The 18,877-nt window shown below is 64.0% G+C and carries 21 protein-coding genes; 11 read left to right on the top strand and 10 right to left on the bottom strand.

Annotation, left to right across the window (positions count from 1 at the left end; all coding sequences use genetic code 11):
- Positions 1 to 10: 10 nt before the first annotated feature.
- The 3 genes from ACLFLU_RS28520 (at position 11) to ACLFLU_RS28510 (ending at position 3,343) form a co-directional block, all read left to right on the top strand.
- On the top strand, positions 11 to 2,299 hold the full coding sequence (locus ACLFLU_RS28520) for a DUF1522 domain-containing protein (protein WP_426408077.1): 2,289 nt from the start codon (positions 11 to 13) through the stop codon (positions 2,297 to 2,299).
- A gap of 294 nt (positions 2,300 to 2,593) precedes the next feature.
- Positions 2,594 to 2,962: a flagellar biosynthesis regulator FlaF gene (flaF, locus tag ACLFLU_RS28515; protein ID WP_426408076.1), complete on the top strand. Its 369-nt coding sequence runs from the start codon at positions 2,594 to 2,596 to the stop codon at positions 2,960 to 2,962.
- Positions 2,963 to 2,974: 12 nt separating this feature from the next.
- Positions 2,975 to 3,343, top strand: coding sequence for a hypothetical protein (locus ACLFLU_RS28510; RefSeq protein WP_426408075.1), 369 nt, complete (start codon positions 2,975 to 2,977; stop codon positions 3,341 to 3,343).
- A gap of 12 nt (positions 3,344 to 3,355) precedes the next feature.
- On the opposite strand, the gene ACLFLU_RS28505 is transcribed toward ACLFLU_RS28510, so the two are convergent.
- The 4 genes from ACLFLU_RS28505 to ACLFLU_RS28490 all read right to left on the bottom strand — a co-directional run bounded on the left by ACLFLU_RS28505 (position 3,356) and on the right by ACLFLU_RS28490 (position 5,904).
- Positions 3,356 to 3,715, bottom strand: a complete 360-nt coding sequence (locus ACLFLU_RS28505) for a hypothetical protein (protein ID WP_426408074.1) — start codon at positions 3,713 to 3,715, stop codon at positions 3,356 to 3,358.
- A gap of 160 nt (positions 3,716 to 3,875) precedes the next feature.
- On the bottom strand, positions 3,876 to 4,373 hold the full coding sequence (locus ACLFLU_RS28500) for a hypothetical protein (protein ID WP_426408073.1): 498 nt from the start codon (positions 4,371 to 4,373) through the stop codon (positions 3,876 to 3,878).
- Between the two features lie 11 nt (positions 4,374 to 4,384).
- Positions 4,385 to 4,768 (bottom strand): flagellar assembly peptidoglycan hydrolase FlgJ, encoded by a 384-nt coding sequence (gene flgJ / locus ACLFLU_RS28495; protein ID WP_334524508.1) that lies wholly within the window; start codon positions 4,766 to 4,768, stop codon positions 4,385 to 4,387.
- Entirely contained in the window at positions 4,768 to 5,904 is a 1,137-nt protein-coding gene (locus tag ACLFLU_RS28490; RefSeq protein ID WP_426408072.1) for a flagellar basal body P-ring protein FlgI, read from the bottom strand. Before ACLFLU_RS28490 ends, flgJ begins: the two co-directional genes overlap by 1 nt.
- Before the next feature lie 269 nt (positions 5,905 to 6,173).
- Here ACLFLU_RS28490 and ACLFLU_RS28485 point away from each other — a divergent pair, with 269 nt between their 5' ends.
- A complete protein-coding gene (locus tag ACLFLU_RS28485) occupies positions 6,174 to 6,587 on the top strand; it encodes a flagellar assembly protein FliX (protein WP_426408071.1) in 414 nt (137 codons plus the stop codon).
- A 23-nt stretch (positions 6,588 to 6,610) separates the two neighbouring features.
- Here ACLFLU_RS28485 and ACLFLU_RS28480 read toward each other — a convergent pair whose 3' ends face one another.
- Positions 6,611 to 6,982 carry a winged helix-turn-helix transcriptional regulator gene (locus tag ACLFLU_RS28480; RefSeq protein ID WP_426408070.1) on the bottom strand — a complete coding sequence of 124 codons (372 nt, stop codon included), beginning with the start codon at positions 6,980 to 6,982 and terminating at the stop codon, positions 6,611 to 6,613.
- Between the two features lie 134 nt (positions 6,983 to 7,116).
- Here ACLFLU_RS28480 and ACLFLU_RS28475 point away from each other — a divergent pair, with 134 nt between their 5' ends.
- Both ACLFLU_RS28475 and dksA read left to right on the top strand, forming a co-directional pair.
- The gene (locus ACLFLU_RS28475) at positions 7,117 to 7,728 is read left to right on the top strand and encodes an NAD(P)-dependent oxidoreductase (protein ID WP_426408069.1); all 612 of its coding nucleotides are present in this window, start codon (positions 7,117 to 7,119) and stop codon (positions 7,726 to 7,728) included.
- A 215-nt stretch (positions 7,729 to 7,943) separates the two neighbouring features.
- Positions 7,944 to 8,309, top strand: coding sequence for an RNA polymerase-binding protein DksA (gene dksA, locus ACLFLU_RS28470; RefSeq protein ID WP_008142458.1), 366 nt, complete (start codon positions 7,944 to 7,946; stop codon positions 8,307 to 8,309).
- Between the two features lie 503 nt (positions 8,310 to 8,812).
- Here dksA and ACLFLU_RS28465 read toward each other — a convergent pair.
- A complete protein-coding gene (locus ACLFLU_RS28465) occupies positions 8,813 to 9,055 on the bottom strand; it encodes a DUF1127 domain-containing protein (protein ID WP_426408068.1) in 243 nt (80 codons plus the stop codon).
- Positions 9,056 to 9,203: 148 nt separating this feature from the next.
- Between ACLFLU_RS28465 and ACLFLU_RS28460 the strand changes: the two genes are divergently transcribed.
- The 5 genes from ACLFLU_RS28460 to ACLFLU_RS28440 all read left to right on the top strand — a co-directional run bounded on the left by ACLFLU_RS28460 (position 9,204) and on the right by ACLFLU_RS28440 (position 14,936).
- Positions 9,204 to 11,057, top strand: a complete 1,854-nt coding sequence (locus tag ACLFLU_RS28460; protein ID WP_426414094.1) for a winged helix-turn-helix domain-containing tetratricopeptide repeat protein — start codon at positions 9,204 to 9,206, stop codon at positions 11,055 to 11,057.
- Between the two features lie 30 nt (positions 11,058 to 11,087).
- Complete coding sequence (locus ACLFLU_RS28455; RefSeq protein WP_426408067.1) at positions 11,088 to 11,348, top strand: hypothetical protein; 261 nt, start codon at positions 11,088 to 11,090, stop codon at positions 11,346 to 11,348.
- Between the two features lie 517 nt (positions 11,349 to 11,865).
- The gene (locus tag ACLFLU_RS28450; protein WP_426408066.1) at positions 11,866 to 12,666 is read left to right on the top strand and encodes a phytanoyl-CoA dioxygenase; all 801 of its coding nucleotides are present in this window, start codon (positions 11,866 to 11,868) and stop codon (positions 12,664 to 12,666) included.
- Between the two features lie 368 nt (positions 12,667 to 13,034).
- Positions 13,035 to 14,072: an SDR family oxidoreductase gene (locus ACLFLU_RS28445; protein WP_426408065.1), complete on the top strand. Its 1,038-nt coding sequence runs from the start codon at positions 13,035 to 13,037 to the stop codon at positions 14,070 to 14,072.
- Positions 14,073 to 14,156: 84 nt separating this feature from the next.
- The gene (locus ACLFLU_RS28440) at positions 14,157 to 14,936 is read left to right on the top strand and encodes a 2-keto-4-pentenoate hydratase (protein WP_426408064.1); all 780 of its coding nucleotides are present in this window, start codon (positions 14,157 to 14,159) and stop codon (positions 14,934 to 14,936) included.
- A gap of 203 nt (positions 14,937 to 15,139) precedes the next feature.
- On the opposite strand, the gene flgH is transcribed toward ACLFLU_RS28440, so the two are convergent.
- Genes flgH through flgF form a run of 4 tightly spaced genes read right to left on the bottom strand, consistent with a single transcriptional unit; the run spans position 15,140 to position 18,624 of the window.
- Positions 15,140 to 15,904, bottom strand: a complete 765-nt coding sequence (flgH, locus tag ACLFLU_RS28435; protein WP_426408063.1) for a flagellar basal body L-ring protein FlgH — start codon at positions 15,902 to 15,904, stop codon at positions 15,140 to 15,142.
- A gap of 9 nt (positions 15,905 to 15,913) precedes the next feature.
- Complete coding sequence (gene flgA, locus ACLFLU_RS28430; protein ID WP_426408062.1) at positions 15,914 to 17,047, bottom strand: flagellar basal body P-ring formation chaperone FlgA; 1,134 nt, start codon at positions 17,045 to 17,047, stop codon at positions 15,914 to 15,916.
- A gap of 10 nt (positions 17,048 to 17,057) precedes the next feature.
- A complete protein-coding gene (gene flgG / locus ACLFLU_RS28425) occupies positions 17,058 to 17,846 on the bottom strand; it encodes a flagellar basal-body rod protein FlgG (protein WP_027534779.1) in 789 nt (262 codons plus the stop codon).
- A gap of 16 nt (positions 17,847 to 17,862) precedes the next feature.
- Positions 17,863 to 18,624 (bottom strand): flagellar basal-body rod protein FlgF, encoded by a 762-nt coding sequence (gene flgF, locus ACLFLU_RS28420; RefSeq protein WP_426408061.1) that lies wholly within the window; start codon positions 18,622 to 18,624, stop codon positions 17,863 to 17,865.
- Positions 18,625 to 18,877: the final 253 nt, after the last annotated feature.

Raw genomic sequence — 18,877 nt, 5'->3', positions numbered from 1 at the left:
AGACCTGCCAATGTCCAACATCGTTCTCTCGGCGTCCGTTCGCCAGAACCTGTTGTCGCTGCAGTCGACGGCCGACTTGCTGGCCACCACGCAGGAGCGGCTGTCGACCGGCAAAAAGGTCAACACGGCGCTCGACAATCCCACCAATTTCTTCACGGCGCAGGGGCTGGACAACCGGGCGAGCGATATCAGCAACCTCCTGGACGGCATCAATAACGGTGTGCAGGTGCTCCAGGCGGCCAATACCGGCATCACCTCGCTGCAGAAGCTGATCGACTCCGCGAAATCGATCGCCAACCAGGCGCTCCAGACCACGGTCGGCTACTCCACCAAGTCCAACGTCTCGACCACGATCCCGGGTGCAACGCCGGCGGATCTGCGCGGCACCACCTCTTATGCGAGCGCGACCGCCAACAGCAACGTGCTCTATACCGGTGCGGCCGGCGGCGTCACGCCGGTGACGGCAGCTGCCGCGCTCGGCGCTTCGCTGGGTTCGAGCGCCGGCACCCTGACCGGTGGCACGGTGAACGCGGCCGACGGCAGCACTGCGCTCGCCGGCACGGACACGCTGCTCGGCACCACCCCATCCACCCAGTTCAGCACGCCGCCCGCGGATGGCGACACCATCACGGTGAACGGCAAGACCGTCACCTTCCGCACCGGCCCCGCTCCGACGACCCAGCCGACCGGCTGGGGCCTCAACGCCAGCGGAAGCATTGCCACGGACGGCAACGGTAACTCGATCGTCTATGAGGGAACGGCGGCCGCGCCCAAGGCGACCGTCAACGACGTGCTCAGCGCGATCGACCTCGCCAGCGGCGTCAAGACTGCGACGATCAGCGCCGGTGCCGCCACGATTGCGACGAGTGGCGCGACCGTCGGTACTGTCCAGACGCCATCATCCATCAGTGCGGGCGGCGCAATCACGCTGAAGAGCTCGACCGGCGCCGATCTGAGCGTGACGGGCAAGGCAGACCTCCTCCACGCCCTCGGCCTGACGGCCGCGACCGGCGCGGGCAATGCCAGTGTGGCCGCGAACCGGTCGACGACCTTGGGCTCGCTGGGTTCGCTGGTCCAGGACGGCTCGACGCTGAACATCGACGGCCACACCATCACCTTCAAGAACGCGCAGACGCCGCAGTCGGCAGCAAGCGTGGCCACCGGCTATGGCGTCAGCGGCAACGTCGTCACCGACGGCAACGGCAACTCGACGGTCTATCTGCAGAGCGCGAACCTGACCGATCTGCTCAATTCGATCGATCTCGCAACCGGTGTGAAGACCGCCAGCCTCTTCAACGGTGCTGCGACGCTCAACACCACTCCGGGCCAGATCCCGTCGTCGGTGAACTCCAGCGGCCAGCTGGCGATCTCGACCGGTATCAACGCCGACCTCTCGATCACCGGCACCGGCAATGCGCTCAGCGCCTTCGGTCTCAGCGGCAATACCGGAACGGCGACGGCGTTTAGCGCGGCGCGCACCTCCGGTGTCGGCGGTGTCAGCGGCAAGACCCTGACTTTCACCTCCTTCAACGGCGGCACGCCGGTCAACGTCACCTTCGGCGACGGCACCAACGGCACCGTCAAGACGCTCGACCAGCTCAACGTCCAGCTTCAGGCCAACCACCTGACCGCGACGATCGACGCGAACGGCGTGCTGACGGTGACCACCGTCAACGAATACGCATCCTCGACCCTCGGTTCATCGACCGCCGGCGGCGCGGTCGGCGGCACGCTCACCAGCGTGCTTGCCTTCACCACCGCGCAGCCGCCGGTCCAGGATCCCGTCGCGCAGACGGCGCGTTCGAGCCTCGTCAGCCAGTTCAACAACATCCTGGCGCAGATCGACACCACCTCGCAGGACTCCTCCTTCAACGGCGTCAACCTCTTGAACGGCGACACGCTGAAGCTGGTGTTCAACGAGACCGGCAGCTCCACGCTCGGCATCAACGGCGTGGTGTTCAACGCGGCGGGTCTCGGGCTGAGTAATCTCGTCCCGGGCACGGACTTCATCGACAACGGCGCGACCAACAAGGTCCTCCAGAGCCTGAACGCTGCTTCGAGCACGCTGCGCTCCGAAGGTTCTTCGCTCGGTTCGAACCTGTCGATCGTGCAGGTGCGCCAGGACTTCTCGAAGAACCTGATCAACGTGCTGCAGACCGGTTCGTCCAACCTGACGCTTGCGGACACCAACGAGGAAGCGGCCAACAGCCAGGCGCTGTCGACCCGCCAGTCGATCGCGGTCTCCGCCCTGTCGCTGGCGAACCAGTCGCAGCAGAGCGTGCTGCAGCTGCTCCGCTAATTCGCAAACGCAGGATAGAATCTTGAGACGTCACGGCGGGGCTAATGCTCCGCCGTTCTTTTGAGGGAGTTCGCTAAGACCGGATTAGCTGAGATCGATGTGCGTGATGCAGTGCAAGTTTACAGCTTGCGTCGGCGCATCTAGCCTCGCGTCTACGGAAGGACTCCGCGACCCGTAATAATCCGGAGTGCTTCCAAGCGCACATGTAAGCAAATCTTAAGCGCTACTGCATAGGGTTGGGAAAGAAATCCTTAAGTCCGTTCAACGGGCTAGGAAGCTTCCAAGGTGTGATTGATGTCGAATTCCGCTGCCTCGGCCTACGCGCGTGTTGCAACGACCACCGCATCTCCTCGTGATGTCGAGGCGCAGACCTTGCTGAAGGCAGCCAACAAGCTCCAGGACGCGATCAATGCCGCTGACCCCTTCAGCGAGCAGACCACGCAGGCGCTGATGTTCAACCGCAAGCTCTGGACCATCTTCCTCAGCGAGGCGATGCGCGACAACAACCCGCAGCCGCTCGACGTCCGGCAGAAGATCGCCAACATCAGCGTGTTCGTGCTGAGCCAGACCGCGGCGCTTCAGATGAGCCCGCAGTTCGATCACTTCCGTCCGCTGATCGAGATCAACCGCAATATCGCTGCCGGTCTGTCCGGCCGGCCGTAACGGAGACTTGTCATGGCCGACATCATGAGCATCTTGTCGTCCGCGTACAAGTCGAACACGCTTTCGAGCACCACCGGCTCGTCCAAATACGTTCCGGTCGACTCGTCGCTGTACCAGGGCAACTGGAGCGGCACCTATGCTGACGGCAAGAAATTCTCGCTCAACATCTCGCAGGTCAACGGTTTTCGCGCGCAGATCCACTATCAGAGCGAAGGGACCTCGCAGTATCAGCAGGTGCTGATCAAGGACTCCTCGTTCCGCTTCGGCAATACGAAGTTCACGCTGACAAATACCGGCGTGGCGCAGATCAAGAACGTCGTCACCGACCCTGCGACCGGCTCGAGCTATCTCGACACCGCCCAGGCCACGCTCAACAGCTGATCGGCGGGCGTCTCAGGCGCTGAGGTCCGTGTTGAGCGGACGCGAGGGCTCCGACTTCAAATCCAGTGCGTGGAAATAGGCTCGCCGGCGCAGCATCGCCTCGTCGGGGAATTGATTCACCACCGCGTCGGTCCGGTCGTTGACGACCTGAAAGACCATGGATGCGGACGCTTGGTCGAACACGACCTGGCGCGAGATGTTTGCATTGCTCTGCAGATCATTGCTCGCAGCCGCGCTCGTATCGCTCGCGGCCACCGTCTGGCTCACCGGCAAATCGGTTTGCACGGCATCGTTCGCCGCCGAATTCGACGTCGTGACGATCTGTACGGGGACCGGTATCCCCACCGGCCTGATGCTGAAATCTGTACTCATGGCAGCCTCCTGGTTGCCTTGTGTGAGTCAAATCCCAACCCCTCTCAATACGCAACCATGGAACACCAGGATTGAACACCGGGTAAGCAAACGTGCCTAACCACGCAACGCTTTCGCCGCGCGGTTTTTCGTAAAATTGGATGGAGTTCCTTGCCTGCGCTCAGAGCGTGCGGCTGACCGCGAGCGGCGTGATGTGACGCGGGCCAGGCGTGGCGCGGCGTCCCGCCGCCGTATAGGTGTTCGGCACGTTGCGCTTCTGGATCTCGGCATTGACGCCGCGCACGACGCTCTCGGAAACCGCATGCGCGGTCGCGAGTACGGTGAGATTGACCTGAAGCATGGCGCGGAAGGCGTCGTGGTGGCGATGCAGCGTCGAGAGCAGCTCGGGTGCGGATTTCGAAAGCTGGGCCTGGTTCGCCTTCAACTGGCTGACGGCGCCGACGTAACGCCGTGACAGCTCCTGCTTCTGGCTCTCCATCGTCATCGCCTCGCGGACCTTGCCGGCGCGGACCAGCTCGGTCTCGCGCTCGATCAGACCGAGCAGGGCGCTCATCGCGTCCATCAGGTCCTCAGCGAGCTTGCGCGCCGCGGCGCTCTCCGGCGTGTTGTTCGGGCGCTGCGCTGGCATCGGCTGACGTGACGCGCTGAAGTGGTTCATCTCGTTTGACCTTATGCCGTACGAAGAGTGGTTTTGGCCTGCTGTATGATCAGGGTACGGTAGACGTCGCGAGCGACCCCGACGCCGCCGGCATTGGCGAAGTTCTTGGAATATTGCTCGGTCAGCATCGAGCGCCAGACGCCGGTGCCCGGCGTGTCGCCGAACGGGCCTTCGCCCTTCAGCCCCGAGGTCATCTGCGCGAACATGCTGTTGAGGAACATGCCCTCGAAGTCCGTGGCGGTCTTCTGGGTCTTGGCCTGCTGCTGCGGCGAGACCTTTTGCAACGCTGCGGCGAGCTCGAAATCGGGGCGGCCGTTGCGGCTTTCCACGGAGAAGGCGGGGTTCGAGAGCGCGGCGGTGACGACGTGCGCGGTGTTGAGCATGCCGGTCTGCATCACATCACCTCGATATCGGCTTCGATCGCACCCGCGGCCTTGATCGCCTGGAGGATGCTGATGAGGTCGCGCGGGCCGATGCCGAGGCCGTTGAGGCCGTCGACGAGCTGCTGCAGCGAGACGCCGTCCTTGACGACGGCGAACTTCTTGCCGTCCTCGGTGACGCCGACGCTCGATCGCGGCGTGACCACGGTCCGGCCCCGCGACAGCGGGTTGGGCTGGCTTACCTGCGGGCTCTCGGAGATCGTGACCGTGAGATTGCCTTGCGCAACCGCGACGGTGGCGACGCGGACGTCGCGGCCCATCACGATGATGCCCGAGCGCTCGTCGATGACGATCTTGGCGGCGAGATCCGGATCGACCTGGAGCTGTTCGATCTCGGTCAGGAAGGCGACCACGTTGCCCTTGAACTCCGGCGGGATCGAAAGCTGCACCGTCGAGGGATCGATCGGCTCGGCGCTCTTGACGCCGAGATAGTCGTTGATCGCGGCCGCAATGCGCTTGGCGGTGGTGAAGTCGGCATTGCGCAGCGCGAGCCGCACGTTCGGCAGGCGATTGAGCGCGAATTCGATCTCGCGCTCGATGATGGCGCCGTTGGCGATGCGGCCGACGGTCGGAACGCCGCGCACGATTTTCGCCGCTTCACCCTCGGCCTGGAAGCCGGAGATCGCGAGCGAGCCCTGCGCGACCGCATAGACGTTGCCGTCGGCGCCGAGCAGCGGGGTGACGAGCAGGGTGCCGCCGCGCAGATCCTTGGCGTCGCCGAGCGCGGAGACGGTGACGTCCATGCGCGTACCCTGGGTGGAGAAGGCCGGCAGGTTGCCGGTCACCATCACGGCGGCGACGTTGCCGGTGCGGATGGTGGCGCCACGGATGTTGACGCCCATGCGCTCGAGCATCGCTTGCAGCGACTGCTTGGTGAAGGGGATGTTGTTGAGGGTGTCGCCGGTGCCATTGAGGCCGACGACGAGCCCGTAGCCGATGAGCTGGTTCTGCCGCACGCCTTCGATATTGGCGAGATCCTTGATACGCGAGGTCGCGTTTGCAGAGGCAGCCGAGAGCGCCAGCGCTGACAGCGCCGCACAGGCCACCCCGAACACCCCGCTAAGAATCCTCACCCAACGAACGCCTGGCATCCTCTGCTCCCCGAGGCTCCTCACATCTCGGACCATCTGCGACACTCCCATGACGAGCTGGTCCGACGCTTTCCTTGCGAGCGCTGTGCCAACACGGAGCAGAAGGGTTAGGCGTTTGAATAGGTTGAATAAATCTCTTCCGATTGGCGCCAGCCCGCATTCGCCGTCAGGAGCGAAACTGCCGCCTCCCGGCAGATTTTGCCGGGCCGTTTACGCCCCGTTAACCATAAAGCGGCGAATGTGGCGCATCGATCACCCGGATTGCTTCGATGCGCATCTACGGACCGAATGGCACCACGCTTGGAACGCCGGCCAGCCAGGCGAGGCGCACGAGTTCCGGCACCTTCGTGCTTCCCGACACCTCGTCGGCGCAGGAGACGCGCGCCGCGGCCGCACCCAAGGCCTCCGCCAACATCGATGCGCTGCTCGCGCTGCAAGGCATTGAGGAAGATCCGGTCGAGCGCCGCAAGCGCTCGGTCGTCCGCGGCAAGACCGCGCTCGACGTACTCGACGATCTCAAGATGGGACTCTTGTCCGGCAATCTCGACGCGTCGACGGTGATGCGGCTGCGCGATGCAGCTGCGAACCTGAAATCGTCCTCCGGAGATCCCGGTCTCGATTCCGTGCTGTCCGAGATCGAGCTGCGCGTCGAGGTCGAGCTGGCCAAGGCCGGGCAGGGCTGATCGCAATCCCGCGAGGAACGGCCTTACGCCGCTTCCTCCTTTTGCTGCGAATCGTAGCGGCGCTGGGCGGCGAGCACGTCTTTCAGATTCTCCTCGGCCCAATCGCGCAACGGATCGACCGCGGCGGCGAGCGTCAGGCCGAGTTGCGTGATCGAATATTCAACCGTCACCGGCACGGTCGCGATGGCGCGGCGCTTGAGCAGGCCGTCGCGCTCGAGCGACTTGAGAACCTGACTCAGCATCTTCTGCGAGATGCCTTCAATCGTGCGGCGCAACTGATTGAAGCGCATCGGTTCCTCGCGCAGCAGCAACAAGATCAGCACGGCCCATTTGTCGCCAACGCGATCGAGGATCTGGCGCGTCGGGCAATTGGCTGCATAGACGTTGGGTTTCATCTCAGTCCTCGCGCTTGTTTCCGGGGCGCCGGTTACTCCTGCGTAATCAGGTAAGCACAAAGTGCTCTCTTAACACCAGCGTTCCTTTCGATATCTAGTAACTATTGGTTACTATAGAAGCGAAGGAGCCTTCCATGAAAATCGCAGTTGCCGGCGCCTCGGGCCGGGCCGGTTCGGAGATCACCAAGGAGCTGTCCCGCCGCGGCCATGGCGTCACCGCCATCGCACGGAACCCGGAGAAGATCGCTGGCCTGCCGAACGTCACGCCGACCAAGGGCGATGTGCTCGACCAGGCCAGCCTGACCAAGCTCTGGGCCGGGCACGATGTGGCCATCAGTTCCGTCCACTTCCTGGCGAGCGACCCGCACAAGCTGATCGGCGCGGCCAGGGACTCCAAGGTCGGGCGCTATCTGGTCGTCGGCGGCGCCGGCAGCCTGGAGGTCGCGCCCGGCGTCAAACTGGTCACAACCCCGGGTTTTCCGGCTCAATACAAGGCCGAGGCGGAGGCGGGTGGGGCCTTTCTCGACCTGCTGCGGCAGGAAAAGGAGCTGAACTGGACCTTCCTCTCGCCTTCGGCGCTTTTCATCGAGGGAGAGCGGACCACCAAGTTCCGGCTTGGCAACGATCAGCTTCTCGCAGATGCGAACGGCAAGAGCTGGATCAGCTTCGCCGACTACGCCATCGCGCTCGCCGACGAGATCGAGAAGCCGGTCCATCGGAGGCAGCGCTTCACGGTCGGTTACTAGGCCTTTGGCCGCCCCCGGGCTCTCCAGGATAAACCTTCCTGTGCAAGGGCTTGGGGGCGGTAACCGCGCCATTAAGGAAATATTGTCTGTCACATGGGGTAGCTATATAAGCCCCGGCTCAACGGACTTCGTTCCGTTCACGAGTCGTTGCTTAAGAAGATAGGCCGCCCTTGGAAAAGTTGAAAAACTACCGACCGACCGAAAAAGAGCCTTTCATGAACGACCGGCAGAAGGAGTACTTCCGTATGAAGCTCCTCGCCTGGAAGGATGAGATCCTCAAAGAGTCCAAGCTCACCCTGCAGGCTCTGCAGGAGGAGAACGTGAACCACCCCGATCTCGCCGATCGGGCATCGTCCGAAACCGACCGCGCCATCGAACTCCGCGCCCGCGACCGCCAGCGCAAGTTGATCGCCAAGATCGACGCCGCGCTCCAGCGCATCGAGGACAACACCTACGGCTATTGCGAGGATACCGGCGAGCCGATCTCGTTGAAGCGGCTCGAAGCCCGGCCCATCGCGACGCTCTCGGTGGAAGCGCAGGAGCGCCACGAGAAACGCGAGAAGGTCTATCGCGACGAATAGAGTCCGAGCCGCAGAGATGCGGCTCTTTATATTTGGACTATGCCGCCTCCGAAAGAACGAGTCGGAAGCGCAGTAAGAACGAGTCGGTTGGTGCCAAGGCACGTCTACAACCGACAGTCGACGCGTGGGTGCAATAACGTTCTCAATCGCACTCGGTTCGGCGCGCGCGGAAGAACGTTTTGCTAGAAATGAACTAGGCATCACGGGCGAGCGAATTCGTGACGGAGGGGGGCGCCTTCCCCGTCGCCTGGAGGCGGAGACCTCATGCGCGGGTGTGGACCGCCGCCTCGACCTTCTCGACGAAATCCCGGACCGCGTCGGCCTGTTCGATTTTTCTGGGCTCGTTCCGGGACACGACCGATCTTCTCGCGAGCCACGGGTCGGACGACGGGGGACATCTTGCGCGCCGACCGGATATTCCCACAGGCCCCAGGTCAGCAAGCCCAAAGCCGGGTGATCGACGGACGCTTCGTGGTACAACTAGGTCACACAAGCGGCCGGTCTCAGATCCGATCGACGGCGCGGGCACCGCGGGGATCGGCGTCCCGGTGTGAGGCGACATAGTCGATCTCGCCGCGCGTGGTGCCGATATCCGTCAGTTCGCGGTCGCTGAGGTCGGACAAGGCGGCCTGCAGCCTCCGTTGCGCGCGCCAGTCCTGGAACCCGGCCCAAAATGCCCCGAAGAGAATGACGAGGGGTGAGGCGACAGTCTGTCGCAGCTCGCGTGTGTCAAATATCGTGCTCATGGCAATCTCCATTGGAAGCTTCAATGCCATGACGGTGCCACCGCGCGACCTGGCGCGCTTGATATCCGGCTTACATTTTCCTTACCGGAGGCCTATCTTTTGCGGCAGTTGCGAGGGCGACCTTGACGCGAGCCTGGGGAATGGTGCTGTGCGCTATTTCTTCGAGGAATATGCGTTGGATACGGACCGGCGCGAGCTTCGGCGCGGGCCTGAAGTGGTGCCCACGACGCCCCAGGTTTTCGATCTACTCGAATATCTGATCCACAGCAGGGATTGCGTCGTCAGCAAGGACGACCTCGTCAGCGCCATCTGGAATGGCAGGATTGTAACCGATGCGGCGCTGACGACACGGCTGAACGCCGTCCGGCGTGCGATCGGCGACACCGGCGAAGAGCAGCGTCTGATCAAGACGTTGCCACGACGGGGTTTTCGCTTCGTGGGTACGGTGCATGCGGAGGAGCGGGCCCCCGCAACCGCAGGGCTCGCTGCCGCCCCGGCAGATGTGCCTGCATTGGTCGGGCAAGATTCGTTTGCCGAGATGTCAGCCGATGAAACGGCATCTCACACCGGCCTCGCCGAGACCGCACCGGAGAAGTGGCGGCCCGCCGGATGGTCCGGCTACCTCAGAGGTCATCTGAAGCTTGTTAGCGGGGCGCTGGCCTCGTTTGCCGCGATCGGGGCGATTGCAGGCGGCGTCGTCGGCTACTGGAATGTCTGGAAGACGGTTCGTACTGACGTCTTGCGGGAAGCTCAGAAGGTCGTCCAGGGTCAACCGGCGCCGAAGCCCGCGATCGCACCGCGCCTCTCCTTCATTGTCCTGCCTTTCGCCAATCTCAACAATGATCCGGAACAGGATTACCTCGCCGATGCCGTGACGACGGATTTGACGACCGATCTCGCGCAGGCACCCGATGCTTTCGTCATCGGACGCGAGACGGCCTATACCTTCAAGAACAAGCCGGTCGACCTGAAGAAGCTGGGAACGGATCTCGGCATCCGCTGGGCGATACAGGGGACGGTGCAACGCAACGGCGATCAGGTTCGGGTCAACGTGTCGCTGTCAGATCTTCAGACCGGCGGCGATGTTTGGTCGGATCGCTTCGACGGCAGTCGTGCAAGCCTTCCCCAATTGCAGGACCAGATCACAGCGCGGCTGTCGCGCTCGCTTGCCCTTCAACTGGTCCTGGCCGAATCCCGCCGCAGCGAGGTGGAGCGCTCTAAGAATCCGGCGTCGGCCGACTTCACCATGCGCGGTCTGGCAAGGCAGCTCGGAGAATTGTCCCAGACCAGCACGGCGCAAGCCGCGGAGCTCTTCGACAAGGCGCTGCAACTCGACCCCGACAACGTCGAGGCCATGATCGGGAAGGCGGGATGCATCGTGACTGAACTGATCCTCGGATGGTCGGTGTACCCTTTCGCGGACAAGACGAAGGCGAATGAGCTGATCGACAAGGCCCTTTCCAGGAGTCCGGGAAGCTACAGGGCTCACACCGTCAAGGGAAACCTTCTCCTGTTTGACCGGCCGGCGCAGGCATTGGCAGAATTCAATACCGCGCTCGAAATCCGCGCGAACTTCCATCCCGCCAATGCGGGCAAGGCGTTTGCCCTTATCATGTCCGGGCGGCCCCGCGAAGCGGCCCAGCCGGCCGAGCTCGCCATTCGCACCAGTCCGCGAGACCCTGCTGCATTCGTTTATGTGTGGGAGCTGTGCAATGTGCACCTGCACCTTCGCGAGTATGAAGACGCCATCGAGCAATGCAGGCGTTCGGTCGGCTTGAACGGCTCCTTCTGGCACGCTCGGGTCAGCCTGATGTCGGCTTATGGCTCGGCGGGACAGCTCGAGGAGGCCCGTCAGGTGTACGCGGAGTTGAGCAAGAAGCGTCCCAATTTCTCGATCGGGCTCTATCGCCAGTTCGTCTACGGCTTATCGACCGACCCGGAATATCGCCGCGGCGTCGAGGACATTCTGGATGGGCTCAGAAAGGCGGGCGTGCCGGAATAGCGCAAGCAGTTACTGTCGCGCAGCGCGCCAATGGTTCGCGCACTTTTGGAAGCGCAGCGGATCACCGACGCCATCGCCTCTCCCGACCTCGACAAGACCATCAATCTCTGGGCGTCGACGCACGCTTTCGTCGACGACGACCCGCGCGGCGCGCGGCTAACCTATCCGAACGCAGACATAGAGATCGAGCGACGGAGCGGCATTCCGGCGCCGTCGTCCTATTGGGAAGCGGTCGACCTGCGCAACAGCTTGGGCGGGGACGATATCTCGACCTTGGGCCGGTCTCTCTAGCCCAACAGACTCCTCGCACATCGGCATGCCGATGATGCCGCCGTTGATCATCGACATGTCGAACATGACGGCCGCGACTTACCCGCCGCAGTCTTGCCGAGTATCCCAGAACAGACAAATTCAGCAGGGGCAACCCCAGGTAAATCAACGGCTTATGAGCTGCGACTCGCCGCTAATATCAGATGTCCCCCAATCGACTCGTTCTTACGATCAGTTCCGCCCCGTTCTTTCTGCGTCGCGTCCCGATTTTTCAAAGGGTTAGGCGCCCCGTTCTTAATGTGGAGGCATATGGACGCAAGGCGGCGCTTGAGCGCCGCCGCTTTGGCGCGTAGATTCGCGCCGCCATGATGATTTGCACTCTCAATATCGCTTCGGTTTTCTTCCTGGGCTGAGCGCAGGCGCCTCCACCACGGAGGCATCGCGTCCCGCGAGTTCCACTCGCGGACTCCCAACCGATCGAGCCGGCCGGTTCCGCAACGAGCGGATGATGAGGGCTGGCGAGCAATTGAGAGACATTATGACTGCCAATCCCCGCGCGCTCGACGACGCGCAAATCGACCAATTCATTCGCGAAGGCTTCGTCCGGATCGATAATGCTTTTCCCCGCGATTTGGCGGAGGCGGCGCGTGCCATCATGTGGCGCGACCTGCCGTGCAGGGAGGACGACCCGTCGACCTGGACGCGGCCGGTGATCCGGTTGCCGGGCTATGGCGATCCCCCGTTCCGGGACGCCATCAATACGGCCGTCCTTCATGCGGCGTTCGACCAGATCGTCGGACCTGGACGCTGGCGTCCGCGCCGTGACATCGGCACCATTCCGGTGCGCTTTCCGCATGCGGACGATCCCGGCGATGCCGGCTGGCACGTCGATCTCAGCTTTCCCGACGCGGATTGCGACCCGAACGAGACACGCGACTTCTCGGCCTGGCGCGTCAACATCACCTCGCGCGGACGGGCGCTGCTGCTCCTGTTCCTGTTCTGCGACGTCAGCGACGACGATGCGCCGACACGCATCCGGGTCGGCTCGCATGTTCCGATGGCGCGCTATCTTGCGCCGGCGGGCGAGGCGGGCAGGGCGCGCATGCTGCTGGACGAGATGGGAGCCGATTGTCCCATTGCGTTCGCGACCGGTGCTGTCGGCACCGTCTATCTCTGCCATCCCTTCCTGGTTCATGCCGCGCAGGGGCACAAGGGAACGCGGCCGCGTTTCATGGCACAGCCGTCGCTTGCTCTCGCCGAGCCCTACAGGCTGGAGCGGCCCGATGGCGCCTACTCGCCGGTCGAGACCGCAATCCGGTTGGCGCTCGGCTACGCCTGAGGCGCGCAGCTTCGGTCTCGTCATGTCGTGGTGCCGGCTCAGGCGCCATGACATGGCGCTTATCGTCGCGATCGCGAAAAATGAATCGGGATCAAGGACGTAGAGTCGATTCCTGCAAGCTCACGTGAGTTCACATGAGAAACAGCCTTCACTTGAGGTGCGGGAGGTTTTGCGAGTCGCATCAACGAGGTCGACTCGGATGCTGAGACCTTGATCCAGCAGCTTCGCGCATCGCCGCGATCAGGCTTCATGCGACGCTGCGAGGCGTGCATCTCCATAAAGCTTAGACCAGCTCAATATTTCCTTAAACGCCGTAAGCTGGTGGCGGAACCAATTTGCACACCCGGCGCAATGAGGGGAATTTGGCTATGAGCACTGTTCTGGTCACCGGCGGGTCCGGCTTCGTCGGCATCCATGTCATCCTGCAGCTTCTGGCCGCCGGCCATACGGTGCGAACGACGGTGCGAACGACGGTGCGGCGGCCGGATCGGCAAGCCGATGTGCTGGCGATGCTGCGCGAGGGTGGGGCGTCGCCGGAGAGCCTGGCCTTCTTCACCGCCGACCTCACGGCGGACGAGGGCTGGCAGGCGGCGGTGACTGGCTGCGACTACGTGCTCCATGTCGCCTCGCCGCTGTCGACCAGCGTGCCCAAGGACGAGAACGAGATGATCGTCCCGGCCCGCGACGGCACGTTGCGGGTGCTGCGCGCCGCGCGCGAGGCCGGCGTGAAGCGCGTCGTCATCACCTCGTCGATGGGCGCGATCGGCTACGGCCACAAGCCGCGCGAAAAACCGTTCGACGAGACCGACTGGACCAATCTCGGTGGCGCCGACGTGCAGCCGTATATCAAGTCCAAGACGATGGCCGAGCGGGCGGCCTGGGATTTTGTCGCGCGCGAGGGCGGCGGGCTGGAGCTGTCGGTCATCAATCCTGCCGGGATTTTCGGCCCGGTGCTGGGGCCCGATTTCTCCGGCTCGATCGAGATCGTCAAATCGCTGCTCGACGGCGCCATGCCGGCGGTGCCGCGGGTCTATTTCGGCGTCGTCGACGTGCGCGATGTCGCCGACCTCCATTTGCGGGCGATGATTGCGCCGGAAGCAAAAGGCGAGCGCTTCATCGCCGTCTCCGGCGAGACGCTGTCGATCCTTGACATCGGCAAGGTGCTACGGCGGGAACTGGGATCGCGGGCGCGCCGGGTTCCGCGGTTCCAGGCCCCGGACTGGCTGGTCCGGATCGCCGCAAGCCGGATTCCCTTGCTGCAGGCGGTCGTGCCGATGCTCGGCCGCGTCAGGCATTCCACCAGCGCCAAGGCGAGGTCGGTGCTGGGGTGGCAGCCCCGTTCCAACGACGAGGCGATCCTCGCCACGGCCGAGAGCCTGATCCGGCTCGGCCTGGTCAAGGCGTGATGTCGGAAGCCGCCCGCGCTTGTCAGGCCCGGGCGGGGATGCTCCACTGCCGCTCTCAAGTGCGTAACGTGGGAGGCGGCGCCGATGGACAAAATTCTCGAAGCCGCAAAGGCGATCGCGCTGGCGCGCCGCAACCATGCACCGCTCGCGGCGCTCGAGGTTCCGCCTGATGACGAGGCCGAGGGCTATCAGGTCCAGCGCGCGCTGCACGATCTTTTGCTGAAGAATGTCGGGCCGCTGGTCGGCTACAAGATCGGCTGCACCAGCCAGGTGATGCAGGACTATATCGGCATCCCGCACCCCTGCGGCGGCGGTGTGTTCCAGAAGAGCGTGCACGACAGCGGCGTCAAGCTCGCGGCCTCCGACTATGTTCGTGTCGGCGTCGAGTGCGAGATCGCGGTGCGCCTGCAGCGCAACCTCGCCGCCGGCGAGGCGCCATTCACCGCCGAATGGGTCGGTGAGGCCGTCGAGGCCTATCATCCCGCGATCGAGATCGTCGACGACCGCTACGTGAAATGGGAGACGATGGGCGCGCCAACGCTGATTGCGGATGATTTCTTTGCCGCCGGCTGCGTGCTGGGGCCATCCGTGCCGCGCTCGTCGGTGCCGGACCTGAAGGCGGTCAAGGGTCGCGCGATCGTCAATGGCGAGGAGGTCAGCCACGGCACCGGTGCCGACGTGCTCGGCCATCCCCACAACGCACTCGCCTGGCTCGCCAACCATCTCGCCGCCGAAGGCAAGGGCCTGCATGCAGGGCAGCTCGTGCTGACCGGAAGCCTGGTGAAGACGCTCTGGCTGAAAGCCGGCGACAAGGTGCGGATGGAGCTGGACGGGCTGGGAGTGGTGGAGGCGGAGTTTACGTAAAGCGTTGCGGCGCTCTCCGCCGTCATTCCCCGCGAAGGCGGGGAATCCAGTACGCCGCGCGGTATCGGTTCAGCAACGAAGGCCTCGGAGTACTGGATCGCCAAAATACATGCGGCCCTCGCCAGGGGAGCTGGCGAGGGCCGCGTCGTACATCGTCGTTCGCGCCTAGGTTCGCGAACACGATGTGGGAGCTCGGGAGAGACTTAGAAGGGCAGCAGCACGTCCATGACTTGCTGGCCGTAGCGCGGTTGCTGCACGTCCATGATCTGGCCGCGGCCGCCGTAGGCGATGCGGGCCTGTGCGATCTTACTGGAATCGATGGTGTTGTCGCTCTGGATGTCCTCGGGGCGGACGATGCCGGCGACCACGAGCTCGCGGATCTCGTAGTTGACGCGGATCTCCTGCTTGCCTTCGACCACGAGGTTGCCGTTCGGCAGCACCTGCGTCACGACCGCGGCGACGTTGGTCTGCAACGCTTCCTGGCGCTGCACGCTGCCCTTGCCGTCGCTGGAGGCAGTCGAGTCGGCGGTGAGGATGCGGCCAGGCAGGATCTTGTTGACCTGGGTGATCGTCTTCGCACCGACGAAATCGGTGATGCCGGAGTCTTCCTTGTTGGTGCGGCTGCGCTGGGTCTCGTTGGCGATATTGGCCTTGTCGGTGAAGTTCACGGTCACGGTCAGGAGGTCGCCGACATGGGTCGCGCGCTGGTCCTTGAAGAAGGCGCGGCTGCCGTTGCGCCACAGCGAGTTCGGATTGTAGGAGGCGACTTCCGGCTTCGGCATCGGCATCTGCACCGGCTTGTAGCCGGGCTCTGTCGTCGGATTGTCGATCGCCGACAGCTTCGGTTGCTCGCCGATCTGCGACAGGCGGTCGATCGAGGAGCAGCCGCTGGCCAGCGCGCAAGTGGCGAGCAGCAGGGCGGAGATCACAACGCGACGGAGACGGGAAGCCGAACTGAAAGCGGACATGACTAACTCTTACTTTGCTTGAGCTTGCGAGACGCGAGCTTGCGGGATCTGGGCTTCTGCGATCTGGGCCGGCGACGCGGGGGCCTGGACCAGGTTCCGGACGAGGGCTGCGGTGTCGACGGGGGCAGGCGCTTCGTCACGCCTGAGCGAGGAGGTCTGCTCGACCGCAGCCGGCATCGGTGCGGACTGGCTGACGCCCTGCACGGTCACCTGGCCGCGGCCGGTGACGACGCCGGTCAGCGTACGCTTGGTCTGCAAATTGAGGACGCTCACGGTGTCGCCCTCGGCGCCGCTCTCGATCGCCTTGCCGCGGGTGGTGAGATAAATCCCGGGGACCTGGTAGATGACGGTGACGCTCTGGTCGCGCGACACGAATTCGGGCTTGGCGATGTCGGCGACGCGGATCGGCGTGCCGGCGCGCATCGGCCGCCGAAGCTGCATGCCGACGGTACGGTCGCGCGTGGCGGCCTCGCCCGGCACTTCCGCCTTGGGCCGTCGCTCCTGCGCGACGTCGGAGGATTTCAGCGTCTCGGTGCGCTCGACGTCGCGGGTCAGGACGGCGACTTCTACGGTCTCGATCGCAGTGCCGGTCAAGCGCAGCTTGGTCGGCGCCGGGTTGCTGTCGTTGTTGATCTCGAAGGCGAGGTCGAAGCGGCCGCTGCGGGCGTCGTAGCGCGTCGCGACCGGCTGCAGTGCGCCGGTGTTGGAGGCATCGAGCCGCATGTCGGAAACGCCGCGGTCGAAGGTCACGGTGATGTTGGCGGCGTCGCCAAGGCCGAAGCGGCGTTCGAGCGCGGAGGCGACCGCGTTTTCGAGATCCTTGTTGGCAAAGGTGCGGGCAAGCCGCGTGACCTGGACCTCCTTGATGTCGCCGGTCATCACGCCGATCACCTGCTTGGCGCGGAGCACGCCGAGGACCTGGGCAACCGGCAGCGCGCCGGTGGTGCCGAGATCGGGCGAGCGATAGACCGCGATCAGCGCGGCCGAGCCGGCGTTCTCGATGAGGTCGCCGACCCGCACCACGTCGGAGGTGACGGTGACGCTGGCACGCAGCGTCGGCACGGCGATGCCGTCGTCGGCGGCCTGCGCCGGCAGTGCCAGCACGAGCAGGGCGGAGAGGGTGATGAGCGTGGTGCGGATCATGGTCATCACCTCAGCGGAACAGCGCCGTGGTCGATTGCATCATCTGGTCGGCGGCGCTGATGACCTTGGCGTTCATCTCGTAGGCACGCTGCGCGGCGATCAGGTCGCTCATCTCCGAGACGACGTCGACATTGGCCTGTTCGAGGCTGCCTTGCGTGATCTTGCCGTAGCCTTCGGAGTTCGCGGTGCCGTCCTGCGGTGCGCCGGATGAGGTCGTCTCGGTGAACTGGTTGCTGCCGACCGGCTGCAGGCCCGCCTTGTTGATGAAACGGGTCACGCCGATCTGGCCGAGAATGGTGTTGCTCGACGAGCCCGGCAGCGTCACCGACACCTGGCCCTGCTCGTTGACGGTGATGCCCGAGGCGTTGTTCGGGATCGTGATGGTCGGCTGCACCGGGTTGCCCTGCGCCGTGACGACGCGGCCCTGGTTGTCCATCTGGAACGTGCCGTCGCGGGTGTACTGGTAGGTGCCGTCGGGCATCAGGATCTTGAAGAAGCCTTCGCCGGACATCGCGAGATCGAGGTCGTTGCCGGTCTGCGATAGCGTGCCTTGCGTCATGCTGCGGGGGGTGCCGACGGTCTTGACGCCGCCGCCGATGTCGACGCCGACCGGCAGGATAGTGCCCTGGTCCGAGGCCTGCGCGCCGACGCGGCGGACGTGTTCGTAGATCAGGTCCTGGAACGCCGCGGTCTGCTTCTTGAAGCCGGTGGTGCGCAGGTTGGCGATGTTGTTGGAGATCACCTGAACGTTCAGTTCCTGTGCCGCCATTCCGGTCGCAGCGGTGTGGAGCGCTTGCATGTCAGTGGTCCCCTAATCAGGCCGGAACGTCGGCGAGCTTTTCGATCGCCGATTTGTGGAGGTCGCTCTGCTGCTGGAGCAGGTTGGCGATGGCGGTGTAGCTGCGCATGACCTCGACCATGCGGCTCATCTCGCCGACCGAATTCACGTTCGACTTTTCGATGTAGCCCTGCTGCAGGGTGGACTTCGAAGCGGTCTGCTGGTTGGCGGAGCCGGCGCCGTAGAGATTGGCGCCGAGCTTGGTCAACTTGGCCGGGTCGTCGAATTCCACCATGCGGATCTTGCCGCGGATCGAGTCGATCTTGGCCGTGCCTTCGAGCACCGTGACGGTGCCGTCGGCGGCGACGTTGATGTCGTGGTCGGTCGGCTGGAAGACGATCGGGCCGCTGGTGCCGAGCACGAGATTGCCGTCGGAGGTGATGAGCTGGCCGGTGCTGCTGAGCGCGAACTTGCCGTCGCGGGTGTAGCGCTCGGCGCCATTGGCCTGCACGGCGAAGAACGCGTTGCCGCTGATCGCCATGTCGAGCGGGTTGTTGGTCGCCTCCATCGGCCCCTGGCCGACGTCGCGGTAGGTGCCGCGGTCCTGCACATAGGAGACGCGGCGGTCGGAACCGACGAAATTGTCCTCATGCGCGCTCGAGTTGAGATACTCTTCGAACAGCGAATGGTCGGCCTTGAAGCCGTTGGTGTTGGCATTGGCGACGTTGTTGGCGATGACATCCATCTGCCGTTCCAACGTCATCTGCCGTGACAAGCCGATCAGAAGCGCATTCTGCATCGGTCAATCTCCCCTGCGTGAGATCCGCCATTTCGCTCTCCCAAGCGCCTTGGCCGATCCCGTGAACGAGACCATCGGGTTCTCCCAAACCGTTCGGTCTCGCCCCTCTCTCAGCGAAAGCCGTGCCAACTTGAAATGAGACGTAATTACAATGGGTTGGCTATTTTCGGACGGCGCCGGCGGGGGGCAGAAAGGTTCTGTTAGCCATGTTTGCCCGGCAGATTTTTCCTAGTGGGAGCTCAATCGAAAGGTT

Origin of the sequence: Bradyrhizobium ganzhouense, from assembly GCF_049949285.1 — a bacterium.
Classification (GTDB): domain Bacteria; phylum Pseudomonadota; class Alphaproteobacteria; order Rhizobiales; family Xanthobacteraceae; genus Bradyrhizobium; species Bradyrhizobium ganzhouense.
Note: the sequence above shows the minus strand (reverse complement) of the source record. Positions and strands in the feature narration are given on the sequence as shown.